This window comes from Pseudoscardovia radai, from assembly GCF_002259605.1.
In the GTDB taxonomy this organism is placed as follows: domain Bacteria; phylum Actinomycetota; class Actinomycetes; order Actinomycetales; family Bifidobacteriaceae; genus Pseudoscardovia; species Pseudoscardovia radai.
This window is the reverse complement of record NZ_MWWR01000001.1, coordinates 1-24,650: the sequence shown is the minus strand read 5'-3', so window position 1 is coordinate 24,650 and position 24,650 is coordinate 1. Positions and strand designations below refer to the sequence as shown.

General features: G+C 63.7%; 14 protein-coding genes and 2 rRNA genes. 1 reads left to right on the top strand and 15 read right to left on the bottom strand.

From position 1 onward, the window contains the following. Positions 1–410: 410 nt before the first annotated feature. The 12 genes from PSRA_RS00080 to PSRA_RS00025 form a co-directional block, all read right to left on the bottom strand. Entirely contained in the window at positions 411–6,836 is a 6,426-nt protein-coding gene (locus tag PSRA_RS00080; protein ID WP_094659836.1) for an Ig-like domain-containing protein, read from the bottom strand. Between the two features lie 678 nt (positions 6,837–7,514). Further along, positions 7,515–8,099 carry a heat shock protein transcriptional repressor HspR gene (locus tag PSRA_RS00075; RefSeq protein WP_094659835.1) on the bottom strand — a complete coding sequence of 195 codons (585 nt, stop codon included), beginning with the start codon at positions 8,097–8,099 and terminating at the stop codon, positions 7,515–7,517. Further along, on the bottom strand, positions 8,096–9,094 hold the full coding sequence (locus PSRA_RS00070; protein ID WP_094659834.1) for a DnaJ C-terminal domain-containing protein: 999 nt from the start codon (positions 9,092–9,094) through the stop codon (positions 8,096–8,098). The genes PSRA_RS00075 and PSRA_RS00070 overlap by 4 nt, the downstream gene beginning before the upstream one ends. A 308-nt stretch (positions 9,095–9,402) precedes the next feature. Beyond that, positions 9,403–10,128: a nucleotide exchange factor GrpE gene (gene grpE, locus PSRA_RS00065; RefSeq protein WP_094659833.1), complete on the bottom strand. Its 726-nt coding sequence runs from the start codon at positions 10,126–10,128 to the stop codon at positions 9,403–9,405. Beyond that, on the bottom strand, positions 10,128–12,008 hold the full coding sequence (dnaK, locus tag PSRA_RS00060; protein ID WP_094659832.1) for a molecular chaperone DnaK: 1,881 nt from the start codon (positions 12,006–12,008) through the stop codon (positions 10,128–10,130). The genes grpE and dnaK overlap by 1 nt, the downstream gene beginning before the upstream one ends. A gap of 224 nt (positions 12,009–12,232) precedes the next feature. Beyond that, the gene (locus PSRA_RS00055; RefSeq protein WP_094659831.1) at positions 12,233–13,351 is read right to left on the bottom strand and encodes a hypothetical protein; all 1,119 of its coding nucleotides are present in this window, start codon (positions 13,349–13,351) and stop codon (positions 12,233–12,235) included. 131 nt (positions 13,352–13,482) lie between these two features. Further along, positions 13,483–15,330, bottom strand: coding sequence for a DUF4012 domain-containing protein (locus tag PSRA_RS00050; RefSeq protein WP_094659830.1), 1,848 nt, complete (start codon positions 15,328–15,330; stop codon positions 13,483–13,485). Positions 15,331–15,478: 148 nt separating this feature from the next. Further along, positions 15,479–16,144: a YesL family protein gene (locus PSRA_RS00045; RefSeq protein WP_094659829.1), complete on the bottom strand. Its 666-nt coding sequence runs from the start codon at positions 16,142–16,144 to the stop codon at positions 15,479–15,481. A gap of 258 nt (positions 16,145–16,402) precedes the next feature. After that, entirely contained in the window at positions 16,403–17,746 is a 1,344-nt protein-coding gene (locus PSRA_RS00040; protein ID WP_094659828.1) for an ABC transporter substrate-binding protein, read from the bottom strand. Between the two features lie 654 nt (positions 17,747–18,400). Continuing rightward, positions 18,401–19,237, bottom strand: a complete 837-nt coding sequence (locus PSRA_RS09510) for a carbohydrate ABC transporter permease (RefSeq protein WP_143516274.1) — start codon at positions 19,235–19,237, stop codon at positions 18,401–18,403. Between the two features lie 1,199 nt (positions 19,238–20,436). Next, the gene (locus tag PSRA_RS00030; protein WP_094659827.1) at positions 20,437–21,291 is read right to left on the bottom strand and encodes a carbohydrate ABC transporter permease; all 855 of its coding nucleotides are present in this window, start codon (positions 21,289–21,291) and stop codon (positions 20,437–20,439) included. Positions 21,292–21,753: 462 nt separating this feature from the next. Beyond that, positions 21,754–22,431, bottom strand: a complete 678-nt coding sequence (locus PSRA_RS00025) for a histidine phosphatase family protein (RefSeq protein WP_094659826.1) — start codon at positions 22,429–22,431, stop codon at positions 21,754–21,756. Positions 22,432–22,571: 140 nt separating this feature from the next. Between PSRA_RS00025 and PSRA_RS00020 the strand changes: the two genes are divergently transcribed. Next, complete coding sequence (locus tag PSRA_RS00020) at positions 22,572–22,934, top strand: hypothetical protein (RefSeq protein WP_094659825.1); 363 nt, start codon at positions 22,572–22,574, stop codon at positions 22,932–22,934. Between the two features lie 346 nt (positions 22,935–23,280). Here the strand turns inward: PSRA_RS00020 and PSRA_RS00015 are convergent, their stop codons facing one another. The 3 genes from PSRA_RS00015 to PSRA_RS00005 all read right to left on the bottom strand — a co-directional run. After that, the gene (locus tag PSRA_RS00015) at positions 23,281–23,529 is read right to left on the bottom strand and encodes a hypothetical protein (protein WP_094659824.1); all 249 of its coding nucleotides are present in this window, start codon (positions 23,527–23,529) and stop codon (positions 23,281–23,283) included. Positions 23,530–23,823: 294 nt separating this feature from the next. Further along, a 5S ribosomal RNA gene (gene rrf / locus PSRA_RS00010) occupies positions 23,824–23,941 on the bottom strand. A gap of 190 nt (positions 23,942–24,131) precedes the next feature. Continuing rightward, a 23S ribosomal RNA gene (locus tag PSRA_RS00005) occupies positions 24,132–24,650 on the bottom strand; the annotation flags it as partial.

Sequence of the window (24,650 nt, the reverse complement as noted above, 5' to 3'; positions counted from 1 at the left end):
GCTATCTCCACACTGAGGTCGGGGACGGCGACTGCGATCCGTTCGAGGGAATCCATTCACTCCGTTGGACTCCCGGAAGCCATAAGCGTATCCATTTTACCCAATGTGGGCCTATAGTCCAACTCCCGTGATTGCAAGCCTTCCGGCGGTTTTCGAGAGGCGTTCGAGGGGTGGTGCGGCGGAAGGGTTCGAGGCAGGCGTTCGAAAAGGCGGAAACACGATGGCGAAGACGATGGCGGGGCGGAAACGATGGCGCGGGCACGATGGCGCGCGCCGCCTTCCCCGCACGATCCACCGGAATACGAAAGCGGGCGCCGCGGGCTTCCCGGAGGAAGCTCACGACGCCCGCCAGAGGCATCAGCCGAAGCGACCGATCACCGCCCGGCCCATACGGGCCGGAGCGGAATCGACTACTCCTTCACGCCGTACCAGCCGATGCCCTCGTAGTTCCAGCCCTTGCTAACGAGGTCCAGCATCTCCTGCTGGTTGGTCGTGTAGTGGTGCGAGAACTGAGCGGCGTTCGGGTTGTACACGCGGTACACCGGAATGCCGGTCGACTCAGGCGCCGAGTACCAGCCAATGCCCTCGTTCGTCCAGCCGGCATCCGTCAGCCCCTTGACCTCGGCATTATTGAGCGTGTAATGATGCTCGCCGGTGTTCGGATTGTACAGGCGGTACACCGGGGTGCCCGTCGTCGGAGCCGTCCAGGCCTCGCCCTCGTCCGTCCAACCGATCCTGGTGAGAATCCTGATCTCGTTCTGGTCCTTCGAGAAGAGGTGCTCGCCCGAATTCGGGTTGTACAGACGCTCCATCTTGACGCCCTGGGCCGGATTCACGGTCACGGACACGGACGCAATCGTGCCGCTGGCGATGTTGTAGACCGTGATGGTCGCATCACCGGCGGAGAGGGCCGTGATCGTACCGTCCTGGCCGACCGAGGCGACGGTGGACTTGCTGGAAACCCAGTTGAGCGTCTGGTCGGTGGCGTTTGCCGGATACACCGTCGCGGTCACCTGCTGCTTCTCACCAACGGTGAGCGTCAGCTGGGACGGGTTGACGGAGATCGACTGCACCGGAACCGTGGCGGCATTCACCGTCACGGTCACCTGATCCTTCACACCGTTCGACGCAGTGGCATAGATGGTGGAGGTGCCGGCGGAGACACCGGTCACGACGCCGTTGTTCACGGTGGCGACGGACGGGTTGCCGCTGGTCCAGGTCACGGTCTTGTTCGTGGCGTCGGACGGGGTGATGTTGGCGGTCAGCGTGGTGGTGCCACCGACGGTCACGGTCGGGTTGCTCGGGCTGATGGACACGCCGGTGACCGGCTTGTTCTGGCTCACAGGGATAACCGTGACTGCGACGCTATCCGTCTTGCCGTTCGACGTCGTGGCGGTAATGATGGCGGTACCGGTGGTGAGACCGGTCACGACGCCGTTCGCGTCAACCGTGGCGACGGACGGGTTGCTGCTCTTCCACGTCACGGACTTGTTCGTGGCATTGGACGGGGACACCGCAGCCGTGAGGGCCGCGGAGTCGCCGACGGTGATCGTCGTGTTCCTCGGGCTCACGGACACACCCGTGACCTCCACCGCAGCGGGCTTCACCGAGACATAGCACGTCGCGGAAAGGTTGTTCGCCGTGGTGACGGTGATGAGGGCGGTGCCGTCCTTGAGAGCCGTCACAGTACCGTTCTGGTCGACCACAGCCACCGACGGGCTGTTGGACTTCCAGGTGACGGCCTTGTTCGTGGCGTTGCTCGGAGACACGGTGGCGGTCAGCGTCGCCGTATCACCTGCGGTCAGGGACATGCTCGCCTTGTCAAGCGTCACGCCGGTCGGATCAACGGTCACCTGCGAGGCAGCCACGTTCACCGTGGCGGAAGCCGTCTTGCCATTGGCCGTCGTAACGATGATGGTGGCCTGACCCTGGGCGCGAGCCGTCACAACACCGTTGGACACAGTGGCGACGGCCGGGTTCGTCGAAGACCAGGTGACGGTCTTGTTCGTAGCGTTGCTCGGGGCAACCGTCGCGGTCAGCGTCGCCGCGCCGCCGACCGTGAGGTCGAGCGACGAGCGATCAAGCGTCACACCCGTCGGATCGACGACCGTGGACGGTTTGTTCGTGACGTTCACCGTCGTGTACGCGTACTTGGTCTGGTCGGAGTTGGACGTCACCGTGACGACGGTCTGGCCCTCGGCCTTGGCGGTCAGCAGACCGTTCTGGTCGACGGACACGACGTTCTCGTCGTAGGACTTCCACGTCAGCGACTTATCGGTGGCGTTCTGCGGGAGAACCGTGGCGGACAGCTGGAGCGTGTCGCCCGTGTACATGGCGTTCGTCTCGCTCGGGAGGGTCACGCTCTGGACCGCGACGTTCTGCTGCGCGTCGGAGACGTTGAACTTCACGAAGGCATACTTGTCGTTCGCGGTCTCCGCAATCACCTGGGCCGTACCCTTGCCGACGGCGATTACAAGACCGTTGGAGTCCACTCTGATCACGGACGGATCGGAGGACTTCCACGTCAGGGTGGTGGTCGCGTTGCTCGGGGTGAGCGTGGCGATCAGCTGCGTGGCGGAACCGACGGTGACGTTATTCGTCGCCGGGGTCACGGTCACGGCGGTGGGCTCGACGGAGGCAGGCGTCACGGTGACGGTGCAGGTGGCGGTCTTGCCGTTCGACGACGTCGCGGTGATCGTGGCGGTGCCGGCCTTCACAGCCGTCACAATGCCGCCGTTCACCGTCGCCACGGAATCGTCGGAGCTCTCCCACGTAATCGTCTTATCGGTCGCGTTGCTCGGAGCCACCGAAGCCGTCAGCGTACCGTTCTGGCCCTCGACAAGCTTCAGGGAATCCGTGGAGATCGTCACGCCGGTCACGTCGATCCTCTCCGGCGTCTTGGCCTTGACGGTCACAGTGCAGGTGGCGGACTTGCCGTTCGACGACGTCGCGGTGATCGTGGCGGTGCCGGCCTTCACAGCCGTCACAATGCCGCCGTTCACCGTCGCCACGGAATCATCCGAAGACGACCACGTAATCGTCTTGTCGGTCGCGTTGCTCGGGGTCACCGAAGCCGTCAGGGTGCCGTTCTGGCCCTCCGTCAGCTCCAGAGACGTCTTGGAGATCGTCACACCGGTCACCGGAACCGTCGGGGCCGTGCAGGTCACGTCGGACAGGCTCGTGGAGCCGCTCGTCCAGCTCACAGGGCCGCCGTTGTAATCCATGCCCGGAACCATATCGGCCGGGTAACGGTTCGTGCCGCTGCCGTTATCGCTGAGAATCACCTTCGCGCCCGACGCCAGATCGTCAGGAACCTCATACATATAGGTACCCGACTTGGCGCAATTATCGTCGGCCGTCATCTGGGTCAGAGCCACGCCAGGCCACTTCGCGTTCGACGCCGCGGAGGTGCCGGAACCCGTGTACACATACGCGTACACCGTGGACCAGCCACTCGGCTTCGTCACATAGATGACGTCGTTCGTGGACTTCGTCACGGTCACCGTGACGCTGGCGGACTTGCCGCCCGCGCTGGCGGTGATGGTGGCGGAGCCGGCCTTCTTGGCGGTCACCTTACCCGTGGAGTCGACGGAGGCGATGGTGTCGTCCGAGGAGCTCCAGGTCACGGTCTTCACCGTGGCGTTGGTCGGGTTGATGGTGGCGGTGAGCTGCGACGTATCGCCCTTCATGAGGTCAAGCGAGGACGGAGACACCGTGATCGAATCCACCGGGGTGATCTTGCCGGTCACCGTAACGGTCACCGACGCGGACTTGCCGTTGGGGGTCTTGGCGATGATCGTGGCCGTGCCGGCCTTGAGCATCGTCACGAGACCCTTGGAGTCCACGGTCGCCACGGACTCGTCGGAGGAGCTCCAGGTCACGGACTGGCTGGCGCCGGTCGGGCCCACCTTCGCCTTGAGCTGGGTGGTCACGTCGCCGCTCGAGATGTCGCGGGACACGGTGCCGTTGGACACGTCGGAGCCGGAGATCGTCACGGTCTCGGGGTCGACGTGCACGGTGTTCGGGCAGGAGCCGATGCACGCGTATGCCGCGCTCATCTCGTCCTTGTCGGACTTCTCGTAGGAGTTGAGGGCCTGGGACTTGGTGTCGGGCTGGTCGGCGTTGTCGTTCTCGGCCAGATCGTACGGCAGGGAGTCCATGCCGGACAGACCCATGGTGCCGATGACCTGCACGGAGACACCGTTCGTCGCGACCGAGCCTGAGTCCATGCCCAGCTCGGAAAGCGGGATGGCGATCTCGTAATGGAAGTCCATCGTAGAGGAGTTGTGGCCCTTGGTGTTGAAGTCAACCCAATTGGAACTGTCGGAGGAGACGTCGCCGACCTTACGGGCCGGGTTGCCAGTAGTTCCCCAAGCGCCGTCGATGCCGATGACGGAGCTCTCGAGGATGCCGAGGCCATACTTCATGGTGATGCCGGACTTCTTCGTATTGGTCGTGGCGTTGGCGCCGGGACCGTACATGGCGTTGGAGTCGAGGCCGGTGGAGTCGCCGCTGTACACCCACGGGCCGTTCGAACCGTTCGTCGACATCTCGATGAGGCGGTTCGTGTCCTGGGTGTAGGTGATGCCGTTGTCCCACACCGTGCCGCCGGTCTTGAGGCCGGCGCCGTTACCGATCTTGTCGGAGTTGCCGGTGTTGACGGCGATCCACTGAGAGAGGTTCTGGGTCTTGTACAGAACGCCCTGACTCAGCGGGTAGTCGTCGCCGGGGTCCACGGCGTCCTGGACGTTGGTGTACTCCCACATGAGGTAGAGGTTGTTGTCATCGTAGGCGCCGTAGAGCGCATAGAGATCGATCGGAACCTCCCACATGGAATTCTCGCGGTAGACACGCGGGTCGTCGTTGGCGGCACCCTGAGCGATCTTCATCGAGGAATCCCAGTCGGAGAGGTCGCCGTCGATCGTGATGGTCTTCTTCTTGCCGAAGCCCGCCGCGTTCGTCGAGTAATGGCTCGACAGCTGCTGGCTGCCCTTCTCCAGCTTGGTATAGGTGTAGGTGGCCTTCAGCGGCTGGCCTGCGTTGTCTTCGGTGGTGTCGGTACCGGTCAGTGTCACCGTGATGGTGTCGCCGGCATCGGTGCTGCTGCCGATGATGATCTTGTCGCCGTTGGCGAAGGTGCCGGAGTCACCCTCGGAGGTGGTGTACTTCAGGTCCTTGGCGTTCTTGGCGTACAGGTTGATGGTATAGGTGTCGGTCTTGAAGGAGGAGTCGGTCGGGGACGCGCTCACGGAGCCGTGCTTGGACACGGAACCGCCGCGGTTGTAGAACACGTTGACGCCGTTCTTCGCGGTGCCGGAGGTGATCTTGCCACCCTTGACCGTGATGGTGTTGCCGGAGTGGACCTCGTCGGTGTACGTGCCGTCGTCGAGCTTGACCGTGGTTCCGGACAGGCTGTAGTCGCCGGAGGAGTTCACCACGACGGTGCCGTCGTTCTGGCTATTGCTGTCGTTGAGGTAGCGGTCGATCATCAGGCACTTCGAGTTGTCGGCGTTCGTTCCGCAGTTATGCAGGTACTCGACGTTGCCGTCCATCTGGTTCTTGAAGTGGTTGACCGCGGCGACCTCGGCGGACTTGTACAGGTCCGAGCCCTTGTCACCGAGCTTGGTCTGCTCGGTAAACTGCGCGTTGCTGCCACCGGAGCCGGCCGGGCGGTCGAAGAACAGCGCCATGCCCTCGGCACGGGAGCCGACGATGGCCCAGCCCAGCTTGAGCTGGTCGTCGGTGATGGGCACGGACAGCTTGTCCTCGTTCGAGTAGTTATCATGCGACTCCACCCAGAGGACCACGCTGTCCGGGTCGGCCGGATCGGCGTAGCTCTGCAGGTCGGAGGCGCGCATGTTTCCGCTCGTGATGGCGGTACGGACGGTGTATCCATAGCCGGAGGCGGTCACGCCGCCGCCGTCGCTCGAGTACTTGTTGAACAGCGCCGCGTAATCGGCGTCACGGGAGATGGAATCCTGGAGCACCTCGCCGTACTGGTACTGCGCGCCGTTATCAAGGATCTGCGTCCAGTACGGGGAGCCGTTGGAATCCGAAGAGAACTCGCCCGGAAGCTCGATGTGCTTGGCCGCATCGTAGCGGAAGCCGTCGGCGCCGTCGGCCACGAGCTTGCGCAGGGTCTCCTGCATGTACTCGCCCGGCCTGGTGTCGTTGGAGTTGATATCCCACAGGCCGAGGAGGGCCTTGTGAGTGATCTTGTAGCGGTCGCCCCACTCATTGTTCTGGATCTTATAGCTGTCACCGCCGCCATGGTACAGGCTCTTGTCCTTCCAACGGCCGGACTCGATGGCATCCCAGTCGGAGGTCATGTGGTTGGCCACGACGTCGACGATGATGCGCACGCCGTACTTATGGGCCTCGGCGGTCATCGCCTTGAAATCGTCTTCGGAGCCGACGACGAAGTTACCGATCGAATCGTTGTTGATCGGCTGGTACACGTACCACCAGTTATCGGCGAACTTCATGCCGTTGGCCGTGTTCTGCTTGCACTTGAGAACGGGCTCGGTCTGGATCGAGGTGTAACCGGCGGCCGCGATGTCGGCCATGTTGTTCTTGATGGTGTTGAACGACCACATCCAGGCGTGAAGGGTGTTGCCATCCTTCATCTCCTCGGTGAGGCCATACTGCTCGCGCGCGGCCTCGAAGGAGGCGTTGCCCAGCGTGGCGTCACGGCTGGTGGTCAGGACCGTGCTCGCCGACGCGGTCTGCGCCGTGGTGGCGGCGGAGATGACACCGCCGGTCACGAGCGTGGCGACCGCCGCGAGAATACCCACGGCCTTCGTGGCGAGGTTCGCTCGCCAACTCTTCCCTTCCATTGCGAATCCTTTCAGGAGGAATGGATAATTGTGATCTCTGGTTTCTGGTTTATGGGTCCGCGGCCGGCGCTAGGGACGACGAAACAAGCCTCGGGGCCATCGGCGCGGCTCCAGGCGGCAGAGCCCGGAACCCACTGGTGGCATCGATGACCTGTGTATCGACGTTCGGTCACGGCGACCGTAGGAAACACCGGCCGCGGATCCGTCATGGCTTCGCGGGCGGCGCTTATCTTCTGACACCCTTCGTCGGGCATCAAAAGCCATGTACAAGGATACTACGGAAAAATGAATACGGCACAGGCATTGCGTGACGGCAAACGCAAGGTTTGCCAACGATTTGCCCACTCCGCCACGGCGACATGTCTCCCGCCCGCTCCCCTGCCGACGGCAACCTCCGGCGAACATCGCCCGATGGCGTTCGATATCCTCCGAACACCACCCGCCGCCGCGCGGCACGCCTCGAACATGCGGCGTGCCGCGCGCAGACCGGCGCAACGCCACCGCCAATCCTCCGCTGATGTTCGATACATCGAAGCACGGCGTCTCCCCGACAGTCGGAAAGCGTCCTATTTTCGTGCACACTACCCCACCCTTGTGTGCACGAACGGTACAAATTCGTTCGAGATGTGCATAAAAAAGCCCGGAGCTTTCGCTCCGGGCGTGTCGTGCCGAATGCCATCAGCGCCGACCGGCACGACCTCCGGCGGCACGGTCACCGCCGGCACCATCGTCGGACTCATCGTCGTCATCATCATCGAAAGCCTCCACCGTCGCCGTCAGCTGCAGCGGCTTGAACAGCGGCTTCCTCCACGATTTCACACGCCGCGAGCGCCTGATCTCCACCACCTCGCCATCGACGGCGGCTGCGAAAATCGAGTCGGCGCCACGCTTGAGGCGCTCGATCTGGCGGCGCAGCTGGCGGTTCTCCTCGCTGAGCTCGAGGATGCGCGCGATGCCGGCGAGGTTGATGGATTCGTCCTGCGCCAGATGCTGCGCCTGGTTGAGCCGGTCGATGTCGCGCAGCGAATAGCGGCGCGCGCCTCCAGGGGTGCGCTGCGGCACGATGAGGTCGAGCCTGTCATACTGGCGCAGCGTCTGCGGATGGATGCCGGCGATTTCGGCGGCCTGCCCGACCGTGAAAATCGGACGTTCCACGTTCAGACCGGCCGCGTCCATCTGCTCGAGCGACACGCGGTCCTCCACCAGCGCCACGGCTGCGACGAGATAGGCCTTCTTGATCTGGCGGTCCACTCGGGAGGTCATGCCGCGCCTCCGCGACGCAGGTCGGCTATATGCCTGTTGAAGTCACCGCTTGCCTTGTCAAAGGCATGCAGCGCCTTCTCCTGGTCAGCGTTGAGGCCGTCGGGCAGCTGCACGTCGAGCACCACGATGAGGTCGCCCTTGGTGCGGCCGTCGTCCACGCCGCGGCCGCGCACACGCAGCTTCCTGCCGCTGGCGGATCCCGCCGGAATCTTGATCTTGAACGACTTGCCGTCGAAATCGTGCGCCTCCACGGTGGAGCCGAAGGTGGCCTCGCCAATGGTGACGGGCAGCTTGAGCACGAGGTCGTCGCCGTCCTGCGTGAAGCGCCCGGTCGGGTCGGGCTTGACGGCGATCGTGATGTACAGGTCGCCGGGGGTGCCGCCGTTCTGGCCGGCCTCGCCCTTGCCAGGAATGCGGATGCGCTGGCCGTCGTGCACGCCCGCGGGGATGCGCGTCTTGAACGACAGCCCGCCCTCGCGGATGTTCACGGTGGCGCCTTTGACGGCCTGGTGCAGCGTCAGCGTGATATTCGCGGTACGGTCCTTGCCTTCGCGCGGGAACGACGAGCCGAAGCCCGTCGAGCCGCGGGAACCGCCCGAGAACATGCTTCCGAACAGGTCGGAAAGGTCAGGCCCTCCCGAGCCCGTGCTGTACGTATAGGTGCGGCTGCCGCCGCCGTTGCCGAACATCGAGCCGAACATGTCGGAGAACTGGCCCGCGTCGAAGGAGCCGCCGGAGCCGCCGGCGAAGCGCGCACCGCCTGCGCCCAGGGACCTGATGGCGTCGTATTTCTGGCGCTGGTCCTTGTCGCTGAGAACATCGTATGCCTCGGAGATCTCCTTGAACTTCTCCTCGGCCTCGGGCGTTTTGTTCAGATCAGGATGGTATTTGCGCGCCAGTTTACGATATGCCTTGGTGATATCGGAGTCGCTGGCGTCCTTGCTGACGCCGAGGACAGCATAAAAATCCTTGTTGAGCCAATCCTGCTCGGCCATATCCACTCCCTCCTCTATCTCGTGGCATAGCTAGCTATCTCATGGCATAGCCGTATGGCGTGTCCCGCGGCCGGGGCCGCGCGGTTCCTTCCGCACGGCATCGCCCCGCCGCGAGACCTTGACCTTAAGGTGACGTTTGTTGTAGGTACGACACGCCTCGTTTCCGCGGCGTGTCGAAGTATAGGCACCGGTGTCTGCGCACCGGTGCGTCGACAGAGCCGGGCATGCGACATCCGTCACATGCCCGGCCCGAAACAACTGCGGATTCTCCCGCCGAGGCGCCTTGGCAGACCTTGGATTCCCCAGGCCTACTGGGCGTCGGGGGCCGGAGCCGCGACGACGACGCGCGCCGCCCTGATCACGCGATCGCCGATGCGGTATCCCGCCTCGACAACGGTGTCGACGGTTTCCACCGTGACGCTGTTATCCGGCTTGTGCAGGACGGCCTCGTGCTTGGTCGGATCGAAGGCCTCGCCTTTCTCGCCGAATTTCTCGACGCCGAATTTGTCGAAGGCCTTGTCGATTTTCGCGGCGACGGCCTTGAACGAATCGCTCATGTCGTCATGCTCGCGGATGCGGTCGATGTCGTCGAGGGCGGGAAGCAGTGCGGTGAGCACGTCGATGATGCCGTGCTGGCGGTACCTCTCCTGCTCCTTGACCATGCGGTTGCGGTAGTTCACGAACTCCGCGCGCTCACGCTGCAGGGCCTCGAGGTAGTCGGCCGCCTCCTTCTTGGCCTGCCCCAGCGGGGTCAGGCTTCCGTCGGCGTTCGTATCGGCGGCGGAATCGTCGGCTTTCGCGGCACCAGCGGCAGCGGAATCGTCCGCCTTCGCAGCGGCGCCGGCGTTCGCAGCACCGGCCTTGGCAGCACCATCGTCAGTCTTCGCGGCATCACCATCGGCACCCGCAGCAGCAGCCGGGGCGGCGCCTCCGGCCGGGGCCTGGGCGGCATCGGAACCCGCCGGCGGATTGCCCGCCAGCTTATCCGCGTCGTCCATGCCCGTCAGGTAGTCATCCTTGTCGAAGTCCGGCATCACTCGCCGTCCTTCTTGTCGTCGTCGTCCACCACCTCGGCGTCCACAACATCGTCATCGGACGAGCCGGTCGAGCCGGAGGCCGCGCCCGCGGCGCCTGCGGCACCCGCGGCAGCGGAGGCGTCGCCCTGCTTGTACAGGGCCTCGCCGATCTTCTGCGCGGAGGTCATGAGCTCCTCCTGGGCCTTCTTGATGGCGGCGATATCCTCGCCCTTGAGCGCGGTCTTCAGGGCCTCCACCTTGCCGGAGACCTCCTTCACCACATCGTCGGAGAGCTTGTCCTTGTTGTCGTTAAGAACCTTCTCCGTCTGGTAGGCGAAGCCCTCGGCCTGGTTGCGGGTCTCGGCGTCCTCGCGGCGCTGCTTGTCCTCGGACTCGTGCGCCTCGGCCTCCTTGACCATGCGGTCGATCTCGTCCTTGCTCAGGCCCGAGCCACCCGTGATGGTGATGGACTGCTCCTTGCCGGTGCCCTTGTCCTTCGCGGAGACATGCACGATGCCGTTGGCGTCGATGTCGAAGGTGACCTCGATCTGCGGAACGCCGCGCGGAGCCGGCGCGATGCCGCTCAGTTCGAAGGTGCCCAGCGGCTTGTTGTCGCGCGCGAACTCACGCTCGCCCTGGTAGACCTGGATGAGCACGCTCGGCTGGTTGTCCTCGGCGGTCGAGAAGATCTCGGAACGCTTGGTCGGGATGGCCGTGTTGCGGTCGATGAGCTTGGTCATGATGCCGCCCTTGGTCTCGATGCCCAGCGACAGCGGAGTGACGTCGATCAGCAGGACATCCTTGCGGTCGCCCTTGATGACGCCGGACTGCACGGCGGCGCCCACGGCCACGACCTCATCCGGGTTCACGGACTTGTTCGGGTCCTTGCCGCCCGTGAGCTCCTTGACGAGCTCCTGCACGGCCGGCATACGGGTGGAACCGCCGACGAGCACCACGTGGTCGATGTCGGACACCGACACGTTCGCGTCGGACAGCACGTTGTTGAACGGCGTGCGGCAGCGGTCGAGCAGGTCGGAGGTCATCTCCTCGAAGTGAGCGCGGGTCAGCGTCTCGTCAAGATGCACCGGCGTTCCGTCGGGGGTCATGGCCAGGTACTGCATCGAGATATTCGTGGACGTGGAGGAGCTCAGCTCCTTCTTCGCCTGCTCGGCGGCCTCCTTGAGGCGCTGCAGGGCGATCTTGTCCTTGCTCAGGTCGACGCCGTACTTGTTCTTGACCTCGCCGATGAGCCAGTCGATGATCTTCTGGTCCCAATCGTCGCCGCCCAGGTGATTGTCGCCGTTCGTGGCCTGCACCTGAATGGTGGAGAAGCCGTCGTCGTCCTTGCCGATCTCCAGCAGGGACACATCGAAGGTGCCGCCGCCGAGGTCGAAGACGAGGATGCGCTCGTCCTCCTTGCCCTTCTCGAGGCCGTAGGCGAGAGCCGCGGCCGTCGGCTCGTTGATGATGCGCAGCACGTTGAGGCCGGCGATGGTGCCGGCGTCCTTCGTGGCCTGGCGCTGGGCATCGTTGAAGTACGCCGGGCAGGTGATGACGGCGTCCGTCACCGGCTCGCCGAGGTAGGCCTCGGCGTCGCGCTTAAGCTTCATGAGGATCTGCGCGGAGATCTCCTGCGGGGTCCACTTCTTGCCGTCGATGTCGACGGTCCAGTCGGTGCCCATGTGGCGCTTCACGGAGCTGATGGTGCGGTCGACGTTCGTCACGGCCTGGCGCTTGGCGACCTCGCCCACCAGAATCTCGCCGGACTTGCTGAACGCAACAACCGACGGCGTGGTGCGCGCGCCCTCGGCGTTCACGATAACGGTCGGCTGACCGCCTTCAAGAGTGGCAATGCAGGAATTCGTGGTTCCCAGATCGATTCCAACTGCACGTCCCATATGTTTCCTCCAGTCGTTTCGCCCGCGCCGTTCGGCGGCGGGCCTGTCTCTATCGTCCTATCGGAACCCGAGCGACCGGCGGCGTTGCGCATGCCGTGGCTTGGCTTCCGTTTACAAAACTTGAGTCTACTACACTCAAGTTTGAAAACGCAAGCCCGCACCTTCAACTCATAGCGAAATTTCGGAAAATCCGTGGAAACGATGGCGCGGCGGGCACCCGGCGGCTAAAGCGCGACGGGCGGCGCCACGACAGGCACCGTCACGGACGCGGATGCCGTGGCGGCAAGGCTTGCCGTTCCCTGCGGCGTGGAGCCGGAGGTCACGAAATACGTGATGCCGCAGCCCAGCTGCACCACGATGCACACGGCGCACACAACGGCGAGCACGCGGCGGCGCAGCAGGATGGCCAGCAGGAAGATGACGATGGTCACGCCCACGAGCAGCGGGATGTATTCGACGGCGATGGACGACCAGTCGGGAGACAGCACATTGCGCCGGTACCAGTCAGGCATATGGTCCGAGCGCTCGGAGCCGAAAGAGGAGCGCGGCACGAACCACCACAGGCCCATGGCGACGATAATGCCGATGACGGCGATCCACATCAGCACGGTGAGCATGGCGCCGCCGGACGGCTCGGGGCGGTCGAGGTCATCGGATGCACGGGGATCGGGCGTGCGGTCGGCGTTGCGGACATCGGCGCGCGCGCTGGTGGCACGGTCCGCGCCACGATTTCCATCGCGATGTCCATCATGATGTCCATCGTGATTCCCTGCGCCGCTCTCCGCCGACCGACCCGTCGCGGCTCGCCCCGCCACGTCGGCCCCGGAAGCGACGAAGGAACGGGACGCTTTGTCGGAACGATGCGGGCCGACGGTTTCCATCAGGGCGCGGCGCAGGGCGCGCTCGTGCATTTCGCGGCGCGAAGCCTGACGCACCGCACGTTCTTCGGCGGATTCCTTGGCCGGCTTCGTGCTCCGGGCCCCCTTGCCTTCCTTGCTTTCCTTGGCTTCCCCGGACTCGGCGGCACGCGCCTCCATATCACGGTGATGCTTCTGCGCCACCTCCTCGCGGCGGGCGCGGTCGGCCGCCCGTGCCTCGGGGGACGCCGGATCGATCTCGGCATCGTCCGCCGGCTCTCCTTCGACAAGCGGCTGGGCCGAGGTAATCGTGATAGGCGCATAGGAGGGGTAGGAATCGGTGTTCTCGAAACGCCACGACCCCGAATCGCTCAGGGTCATGCCTCCGGCGGCGGTTTTGCGCGCCGCAGCGCGACGGACGCTCGGGAACTCACCCGTGTCCAGATCGGCGCTGCCGGAGACACCAGATGTGACTTTGCGTGCCATGCCGTTGCCCTTACCCACTCTCGCTATCAACTCTTTCCCCTCCAAGATAATGAAGGAGTTATGGCGGGTTTGTAAGCATCACAGAGACTGCACAAATCGCACGCATGCGCCGTACGGCGTATTACCGCGCGTCAGGCGCCGTAATCGTAGGTGATGCCGGACTGTCCTGACGCGTCGGGGGTCTGGTCGAGCCGCAGATCCGACGAGCCGGGCGTGCACGTCACGTCGAATTCGATGGAATCCGTCGCGGCCATGCCGATGTCGGTCTGGAAGGTGTACACCGTCGTGGCGTTAACCGTCACGGTCTGCACCTCGGCGCCCGACTGCACGGTCAGGTTGCTGATGGTGGCGCCCGCCGGCGTGTACACGAACATGCGCTGCAGCTGGTGGCCCACGCCCACGCCGTCGTTGGAATCGCCGACGATGGCGCTCGACATGCCCACGGCGCTTCCCAGCGTGTTGTTCAGACCGAAGGTGACGTGGTATGTGTTGGCGCCGGTTTTCTGCACGGTGCTGATGCGGTGCAGGTACCAGTCCATGGCGGCGTTGTGCTTCTGCTCGTTGTAGATGCCGACGACGGGGTTCGCCGCGTCGGTGTTCACGTTGCCGGCCAGGCGCGTCTCGCGCAGCGTCTTCTGGTCATCCTCGTGGAAGGACCACAGGTAGGCGTGTCGTCCGGAGGCGCATTCCACCAGTGTGTCGGACAGCGTCAGCACCTTGCTCAGCGTGAGGTCGCTGAACGCGGCGGTCACGATTTTCGTGACGATGCTCGAATAGTAGGTGGCGAAGGAATCGGAGTCCACGGAATCGTAAATGCCGTTCATGAGGAACTCCGCGGTGCCGTCCGCCGTGAGCTTCGTGCCGTCGTCCAGCGTGATGTCGCCGGTGATCGCCACGAGCTTCTGCAGCGCATACGGGTCGAAGGAGATGACGCCGTCAGCGCTGCCGCCGCCACCGGCGAAATCGGTGTTCTTCCAGAAGTCATTGGCCTGGTCGGCCACGGAGGGGAAGTTCGGGTTCGCGGAAATCGTCGACACCGAGGAACCGTAATCGATTCCCGAAATCGTGGAGAACAGGTTCTTCTCGTCGGCGGTTACATCGTTCAGGCCCGCGTCGGCGATCCAGTATTCCGAGGCGTAGAAATCGCCCATCGTGAAGGCGCCGTTCGCCACGGCCATCCAGCCCATCGTCTCGACGGGGCCGCCGGCCGCGAGCGCCGTGCCCGAGGCCTGGGCGAGGATGATATACGTGCGCGCGGTGCCGTCGGAGGCGAGGAAGTTCGGCAGGTACTCGAACATGCCCGACAGCGTCGAGAGCTGGTCGGTGACGGACGAGAAGCCCGACACGATGTTCTCAAACGATTCGAACAGCGCGGCGTCACGCGGCGGGGTCATCGCAAGGATCTGGTCGAAGCCGGCCTTCACCGTGGCGTTGAGCGTGCCGACATTCGTGGAGGCGTCGGTGATCGGCGTGACGTTGAGGCTGCCGTCGCCGTTGTAGAGCTGCTGCGACTCCATGCCGTCGAGCACCGTGGTGTACCGGGGCAGCGTGTCGTTCGCCAGGGAGAGCATCGTGGCGGCCATCTGGCGCATCGTGGCCACGTCGTCGCGGTAGCCGGAGATATGCGAGTAGAAGGTCCAGAGGTCTCCCGACACGATGCCGTTGGCCTGGTTGGCCTTGTCCTGCGCGGTGGAAAGGTTGGTTTTCAGCGCGTCGAGGTAGTCGGCGCGCGAGCCGCTGCCGCCGGCGGTCATGGCGGCCAGCGCGTCCTGTTCGAGGCTCGCGACCTGCTCCGCCTGCTTCGTCAGGCGGCGATAGGAGTAATAGGTGGCGGCCACGCCGACCGCGAGCGCCAGCAGCACGATGACGACGAGCACGGCCACGAGGCGCTTGAGCGCCGGGTGCTTCCTGTGCACGGTGTCGGAGGCATAGTCATACGAATAGTCGGCGTCCAAAGCACTCTGCAGATGCCTCGGCATTCGACCACCCCTCTCATGGACTGCGACGGCTTGGATGCGGCGTATGCCGCCTCACTCGTCTGGTTTCGGATTCGGCGAAGATATCGCATATCGAATCGTACAGCACCATGCCCGACCGGCGGGGCGCGTCCCGCCATTCGCACACAGTTTATTCAGCACTCGGCATGTCGGCGGCATTGTCGGCCGCGTCGTCGTCCGGCGCGGAGGAACCTGCGGTGATTTTCGCGTGCATCGTATGCTCGAGGATCGGCACATGGATCGACAGCACGAAGCCCGGCCCCAGCACCGCCAACAGGAACAGCCCCTGGATCAGATACATATAGGAGAGGTACACGACGTACACGGCGAGCGCGTCGAGGGCGATCAGCGACAGCGTGGTTCCGGCGTAGGAGATGCCGAACAGCAGCGAGTTGCGCAGCGTGGCGCCGTAGGTGTTCTCGAAGCGTGACTGCAGGTACCATACCCATTCGAAGCCGATAAGCCACAGCGCGGAAAACGCGATCTTCGGAATGAGCAGACCGTCGATGCGCAGGATGATCCATGAATACGCCAGGAGGGCGCCGGTCGGGCCGAACACGGCCCACAGGGCGGTGGCGCGGCCGAAATTCGACGCGAAGGACCGCACATACATGCGCGTCACATGCCCCTCGCCCTCGCGGATGCGGCGCAGGGACTCCATCGCGGCGGTCTGCGCGGCGCCGACGGTGACGACGGGCAGGGACGTGACGACGAGCAGCACGTTGACCCAGATGACGTCGACGATCCATTCCATGCCGCGCATGAAGGGGGAATCGTATTCGAACAGCGAACCCATGGCGTGCCTTTCTCTCGTTTTCCGCCGCATCTGCGCGGCGCACCCCTCCTATGCTACGCGCGGCGCGGTCTCGAACGAACGCACGCAACGGCAAGCAATAGTAAAAGGCCCGCGACCTTGCGGCCGCGAGCCTTCAACAGAAAGGGGAAAAGGTGAGCCCGTCGGCGTTCCGCGGATTCCCGTCGGAATCCTTCCGGAATCCCTCGGGGCTCGAATAGTGGTTTTCAGTTATGGATTTTCAGTTATGGACGCCGAGTTTCAGCTCTCGTGAGTGAGGTTGTACTCGGAAGCCCAACCATCGACGAACTGGGTCTTGACGTTGTCCCAGTCACCGGTGCCCTGCGCATACTCGAGGAGCGCGGAGCCGAGGTTGTTCTTCCAGTCGTCGGACGGCATCATCGTGAAGTTCCAGGACACGGAGTAGGTGTCCGGGTTCTCGGTGTCGGCCTTGGCGATCTTGACCAGCGGGTTGTTGGTCTCCTCATCGCTCATCGACTTGAACGGGGTCACGAAGCCCATGTCGTTGGTCAGGGCGGCCTTACCTTCGTCGCTGGTGATCATCCAGTTGAGGAAGTCCTTCGAGGCCTTCTTGTCAGCGTCGGAGGCGTTGGTGTTGACGCACCAGTAGTTCTCGGAGCCGGTGGTCAGGCCCTGCTTCTCCTCGCCCTTGACGCCGATGTAAATCGGCATCATGCCGAGGGAGTCGGCGTTCATGCCGGCGGCGCTCAGATCGGTCCATGCCCAGGTGCCGTTCTGGTAGAACACAGCCTTGCCGAGGGCGAACTCGGAGTTCGCGTCATCACCGGTCTTGGAGCTGAGCTGCGTGCGGTCCGTGGTGGAGTCCGTGATGTACAGGTCGAAGATCTGCTTGTAGTTGTCGAGGTAGGTGCCCTTGATCGTGGCCGGCTGCGTGGTCACGTTGTCATCCTTGAACTCGTAGTACAGGGGCATGTTCGCCAGATGGGTCTTGAAACGCCAATCGGAGGACGAATCGAAGCCGGCGGAGGTGAACGCACCGTCCACGCCAAGCTCGGCCTTGCGGGCCTGGATGTCGTCGGCGACTTCCTTCAGAGTGTCGAAGGACTTGATGTCGTCGGCTGAGGAGATCTTGGCGCCGTCGAGCTGTGTGTACTTGTTCAGCAGGTCCTTGTTGTAGATGATGCCGTAGGTCTCGTTGACGTACGGGATGGCGACGACGGTGCCGTCGGAGTTCTTCAGGGCGGCGCTCTGGTCGACGAGCTGGTTGTAGACCTCGGTGTCGCTCATGTCATCGCAATACGATTCCCACGTGGCGAGGCCGACCGGGCCGTTGACCTGGAACAGGGTCGGCGCCTCGTCCTTGTCGATCTCCGAACGGAGCGTGGACTCGTAGGTGTTGGAGGCGGCGGTGACGACCTTGACCTCGACGCCCGTCTCCTCGGTGTACTTCTTCGCGATCTTCTGCCAGGCATCGTTCGCTTCCGGCTTGAAGTTCAGGTAATAGACCTTGCCCTTCTCGCCATCGCCGCCGGAGCCCGACTTGCTTCCGCACGCGGACAGGCCGGCGAGCGACATGGCGGCGACGGCCGCGATGCTGACGGCTTTCTTGATGTTTCGATTCATCTTCGAATCCTCTCTCTCGGAAACGCCACAGGCAACCTTGCCCGAAGCGACATAGCACAGCTATTATCCTTCAAAAGTCGGATTTGCACAAACCCGAATCAGTCCGCGTCGGCGGCTCCCTGGCCTCACCGCGCACTGCACCGGATCATGCGCTCTTGGCGCTCCTGCAAACCCGACTCCCATAATAGTCGTTCACGGCGCATCGAGCGTATTCCACTCGCGGAAATTCGCACGACCCAAAGCTCCCCAGAGCAAAGACCGATCCCGAAACCCCTATTCGCAACAGGCCTGCGCGGCCGGGCGAATCGTACGATTCCCCGGGCCACGCCGCATTTCCGGGCGTGTCGGGCATGTCGCCCGCCCGCCCCGCCGCTCCGCGCCCGAAGATATCCGCAAACCATCACACCGTTATGAATTCCGTAACAGTGTGATGGCTTGCGGACATTTTTCGACGATTTCGGAACGGAAAATCGTGTTTTCTGTCCGGAACCCATCACATTGTTGGGATTCGTTGCCGGAATTCGGGAACAGTGTGACGGGTTGCGGACCGACCTTCTTCCGCCGCACACAGAACCTCCGCGCCACACCGCGCATAGAAAACGGGACCTCGCCCAAAGGCGGGGTCCCGTCGGAAGGGAAGGGTTCAGGTGAAGATCATCCCTTGACAGCGCCGGCCGTCACGCCGGCGATGATGTACTTCTGGCAGACGAGGTAGAAGATGATGATCGGCAGCATGGCAAGCACCAGGCAGCCCATCATGGCGCCCATATCGACCGAGCCGTAGCCACCCTTCAGGTACTGCACGGCGATGGGCAGCGTCTTGTACCTCTTCATGTCCAGAATCAGGTACGGAAGCAGGTAGTCGTTCCAGATCCACATGGTCTGTAGAATCGCGACCGACACCATGGACGGGCGCATCATCGGCCACACGATGCCGAAGAAGGTCTTCGGCACGGACGCGCCATCGATCATGGCGGATTCCTCGATCTCGGCGGGCAGGCCCTTGATCACGCCGGTGAACATGAACACCGACAGGCCGGCGCCGAAGCCAAGGTAGACGATCCACAGGCCCCACGGGGTGTCGAGGCTGAGCATGTTCGCGAGCTTCGACAGCGGATACATGACCATCTGGAACGGAACGATCATGTTGAAGAGGAACAGCATGTAGATGAGCTTGGCGAACCGGTTGTTGACCCTGACGATCCACCACGCGCACATGCTCGTACACACGAGGATCAGCGCCACGGCGCCGACCGTGATGAACACGGTCCAGCCGAAGCTGGCAATCAGGTTCGTGCGCTCGATGCCTCGCGTGTAGTTTTCGATGCCCACCCAGCTTTCCGAGGTCGGCGGTTCGAAGGTATGCGGCGAGGAGATGTAGACCTTGTCCTTGAAGGAGTTGTAGAACACCAGGAAGATCGGATAGACCCACGCCAGCGACAGGATGGCGAAGAACACCGTCCAGAACGTTGAGTGCTTGACCTGGTTCAGGAGACCGGACTTGCCGAACGATTCGTCGTCGCTTTTCTTCTTGTTCTTCTTATGCTTCTTGTCCGGGGTCACGACTGCGGGAGCCGTGGCGGTCGCGGTTGCGACGGCAGCGGTTGCGGGAGCGGCCGCAGCGGGAGCCGCGGGGGCCGGGGCTACGTTCTGGGCCGGGGCCGCGTTCTGGGCCGGGGCCGCTGTCTGCGTGGCTGCGGGAGCCGCGGCGGCGTTGACAACGACGGGCTTCGGGGCGGCCGGCGCCTGCTGTGCGGCAGCCGGGGCAGACGACGCAACCGACGATGCTGCCGGCGCCGTGGCAATCGCGGGAGCGGCGGCCGGAGCCGGAATGGCCGGGGCGACCGGAGCCGCGGCGACCTGCTTCACGGCCGGGGCCTGTGCCACGGGAGCGGGCGCAGAAGCGGGCTCGGAAACGGCCGGAGCGGCATGCGCGGGCTGGGCCGGGGTTGCGGCGGCCGGAGTCTCAGCGGCAGCCGGAGCCGGAGCGGTCGGGGTTGCGGCAGCCGGAGCGGCATGACGGGCTGTATTCGCGGCAGGCGCCGCCTCAGTGGCAACCGGCTTCGCGGAAGCAACCGGAGCGGCGGCATCGTGTGCCACCGCGGCACCGGCAACCGGCGCGGCACCAGCAGCGCCAGCGGCCCCCTGGGGATCCTGCGGCTTCTGGGCGGCGGAGAAATCCACACCATGCGCGGCGACGGGGGCCGCGGCATGCGGCACCTGCACGGGCTTGCGCACCGCGGAGAAATCCACGGACTCGGCGGCCGGGGCGGCCTTCTCGGCGGATTCCTTGGCGGCGGCTTCCGCAGCAGCCTTCGCAGCCGCGGCCTTCGGATCGGCGGCGGCAGCGGCGGCGGCCACATTCGCAGCGGCGGCGGCATCATCTGTCTCCGGCTTCTGCGCAACGCTGAAGTCCACGGCATCGTCCGCCGCAGCCTTCTTCACCTCAATCGGCTTGCCGGCCTTCTCGGCGGCGTCGAAGCTGATGGACTGCGCCTCATGCGCGATCTGCTGCTTGTGCAGCTCCTGCTCGGCCTGCTTGGCTTCCTCGGCCTTCGCGGCCTCGGACGCGGCATCCGTATGCGGCTCGACCTTGTGCTCGCCCTTGGAATCGATGATGTCGAACATGCCGGAGACGTCCTGCTGATCGGGCTTGTCGTCGCCCTGGTCCTTGTGATACGGCCTGAAAATCATGCCTGGACCTCCTTACGAGTCGTGAGCTTGTTCTGCAGAAGGGCGATGACGGCCACGATGATGAAGAAGATCACGGCCTTGGCCTGGCCCACGCCCTCGAAGCCCGGGCGTCCGTAGAACGTGTTGTAGATGTTGAGCGCGAGCATCTCCGACATCTTGCTCGGAGCGCCGTTGGTCAGCGCAAGGTTCTGGTCGAAGAGCTTGAAGCCGTTCGTGACGGTGAGGAACGAGCACACCGTGATCGACGGCATCATCAGCGGAATCGTGACGTTGAACAGCGTCTGGCGGCCCGACGCGCCATCGACGGCGGCGGCCTCCATGACGTCGCTCGGAAGCGCCTGCATGCCGGCGATGTAGATAACCATCATGTAGCCGATCTGCTGCCAGCACAGCAGGATAACCATGCCCCAGAAGCCGTATGTGGCGCTATACGTCAGCGTGACGCCCCAGTGCGAAAGCACGCCGTTGAGCAGCAGCTGCCACACATAGCCCAGGATGATGCCGCCGATGAGGTTCGGCATGAAGAACACGGTGCGGAACACGGTCGCGCCCTTGAGCGCCTTCGTGAACATGTACGCGATGGCGAACGCAATGACGTTGATGACGATTGTCGTGACAATCGTGAACAGCGTCGTGTACCACAGCGCATGCCAGAAAACGGGGTCCTGAACGGCGCGCTGGTAGTTACGGCCGCCGACCCACTTGGCGCTGGTGATGGTGGTGAACTTGGTAAAGCTCAGATACACGCCGAGAATGAACGGCGCGAGGAAACCGATGATGAACGCCAGGAACGTAGGCAGCGTGAAAACCGCCCACCACCGGCGTATCGACTTTCCGATCATTGTCGTCATAATGTCTTCCCTTCACCCGGCCTCTCTACTCTGAAAGGCAAGGATCTTCTCCCTTGTTACGATAGCATGAGCCGCGCGCATTCCCCGGCCTCTCTGGCGCGATATGCCGGGCGAACGATGCTCCCATGCCGCTCAGACCGTCGCAAATGCGTGGATTCCGTAAGGGAATACGCCGTGTGACTTTTTTCGAAAATTCTTTGCTTTCCCCGTCCGTTCGATGGTCGTGGCGTGTCGCATGTATCGAACGTACGACGGGTACAGCGCGTCGGAAGCAGGGGGGTGGGGAGGCAAGCGGGGCCGAGGCGGGCATACGATGGCGCCGTCGCCATCGGCGGAGGCATCGTCATCATCGGCGCCGTCGGCGGGAACCCGGCGTCCCGAAACGCGAACGGCCGGTCGTCGCGCACCCATTGTGCACGGCGGCCGGCCGTCGAATCGTCGGAAAATGGAATCGTCGGGAAATTACATATTCCACGCCTGGATCACGTGCTCGTCGTTATGGAAGCCGAGAACCGCGTAATGGGCGGTGTCGAGCTCGAGATGGCGCGCGAAATCGGCCGGCTGCCCCAGCCACACGGCCGTCAGCAGGCGCAGGATATGCGCATGCGCCACGCACAGCACATCATCGCCGTCGAGCAGCACGGGCGTCACCGCCTCGATCAGCGACCCAGCCCTCGCCGCGGCCTGTTCCGCGGACTCGCCCGGGCCGTTCACCACATGCACGGGCGTCCCGTCGGGCAGCATCTCGTTATGCTCGCCCTGAAGATCCTCGGGAAGGTCCAGCGGACCGGTGTCCCACACATTCCACGACGGCACGCCGAGCGCCTGCGCCATCATCTCGCGCGTGCGCCCCTCGGCCGGACCGTAATCCCATTCAGCGATCTGCGAGGTGACGTGGAAGCTCGTGAATCCCGCGCCCCGCGCCGTCGACTGGGCGCGCTGCAGTGGGGAAACGAAAACATGCTCGGGGATGAATCCATCGGGGAAATTCTCGCGAAGGCGGGCGCCGGCTTCCCTCGCCTGCTCCTCGCCCGTCAGCGTCAGCGGGATGTCGGTGCGCCCGGTATGCTGCCCGGACACGCTCCATGCGGTCTGTCCGTGGCGCAGCAGGACAAGCCGTCCATAATGTGTTTCTGCCATGTCACCACTGTATTGCACCTCCGGGCGGTGGGCAAACGATGCCATCGTCTTGGCAATCGTCCCGGTCATCGTTGCGAAACCGCCGCCGCCAACACGCGTCGCAGCCGCGTTCGCGCCGCCCGCCGCCGTAGAATGGGCGCATGGAAAACAAAGAGCATCTTCTGGGTCTTATCTCGACCGCGAACAACGCCGTTCTCAGCGCCACAAGCAAAGCGAAGTCCGACCCGAACGCGTTCTCGCACCATATTGCGGCGTTCGGTGCCACCACGATTGCGTCGCTTGTCGCCGACAAGCTCGCCTCGGGATCCTGGCGTACCGTCACGACGCGCATGGGCTGGAACGCGCAGAGCGCGCCGAACCGGATTATCCGCGCCGCCCTCGCAGGAGCCGCCGGAGCCGCCGCCTCGGTTGTGGCGAGCATGCTGGTTGACAAAGCCTTCGCCGTCGCCGCGGGCAAAGAAGCCGCCAAGGCCGCGCAGAAGGCCTCGGAGAACCAGGCGTAGGCGTTTTCCGGAGACCGAGTCTTTCGCGCGTTTTCTCGTCTTTTCTGAGTCCTTCCCGTGGCTTTTCGGCACGTGTCTTTTCTGCACGCCTCGTTGGCCGGCACGCCTCGGTTTGCCGGCACGCCTCGGTTTGCCTCGACGGACTCCTTTCGCCTGCTCTCTGCCCCCGGTTTTAGCGTCTCTCCTCGCCGTTAGACCCCTATTCGCGTAACGGTGGGTCTCACTGGCAGTGAATCGACCAGCGAGACCCACCCTTGCGAAGAAAACCCAGCATTCCCAACACCCGACCCACCAACAGTGGTCTCACTGGCAGCGGATCGACCAGCCAAACCCACCGTTGAAGCAGTTAGCGCCTCCTAGGCTTGTATCCGCGTTTGCGCGACCGGGGCTTGCCGGAATATCCCTGGTGATACATGGCTTCGGTGCGCGGCGGATTATGCGTCAGATGCCATGTCGCGCAGTAGTCGCAGCGGTACACCCACAGATGCGTACCCCGCTCGCGCTCGCTTTGATCCGCGGCCTGCAACGCCTGCTGCTTGGTGGCGTACATGATTTTGTTCGACGACGGGCAGCGCTTGGGGATGAAGTAATGCATGCCGGCTCCTTCCCTGTATCCGCCGTTTTCCACAGACTATGCGCGCCCGCTGATCGCACACCGCATGCCGACTGACTCAGAAATTCGATTAAGGTGTCTGCCCGGCCTAGGGTTGATGTGCGTTTTTGTGCGCTTAGTGTTCATTTAGTACGATTCTCCCGCTGCATATACGCACAAAACACTGCAAAAACCAATCAGTAGGACGAATTGATGTGTGTCATTGCGTGTAAATATGAGCGGGAATATGGAAAAAGGCCGTAGGAGCGTGGCTCCTACGGCCTTTATCATGTTGTGTAGCGGCGGCGTGCTACTCTCCCACACCCTGCCGAGTGCAGTACCATCGCCGTGCCGGGCCTTAGCTTCCAGGTTCGGAATGGAGACTGGGCGTTTCCCCCGGGCCATGGCCGCCGCAAATCCTTCTGTTATCCCGTCCGTCCCGCCCCGCGAGGGGGTGGTGTCGGCCGGGGGTTCCCGTGGTTTGGGGACCGGACAGGGACGCGTAGGTGATTCTTCGTTCTCGTCGTGTGTCGCGCAGTATGCTGCTTGCCGTCCGTTGCCCCCGGTGGGGGTCGTCCGCCAACGTGCGAGTATGAAGATGTTGATGTGTGTATGCGTTCGACCGTTAGTACCGGTCGGCTCCGCCCCTCGCGGGGTGTCCACCACCGGCCTATCGACCTCGTGTTCTTCAAGGGGTCTCACGACGCCCCAGGGGCGTCAAGGAATCCTAATCTCGGAGGGGGCTTCCCGCTTAGATGCTTTCAGCGGTTATCCCAACCGAACGTAGCCAACCGGCCGTGCCGCTGGCGCGACAACCGGCATACCAGAGGTTCGTCCACCCAGGTCCTCTCGTACTATGGGCAGGGCTCCCCAGGATTCCAACGAGCGCAGAGGATAGAGACCAAACTGTCTCACGACGTTCTGAACCCAGCTCGCGTGCCGCTTTGATCGGCGAACGGCCGAACCCTTGGGACCTGCTCCAGCCCCAGGATGCGACGAGCCGACATCGAGGTGCCAAACCATCCCGGCGATATGGACTCTTGGGAATGATCAGCCTGTTATCCCCGGGGTACCTTTTATCCGTTGAGCGATGCCGCGCCCGTGCGCCGGCACCGGATCACTAT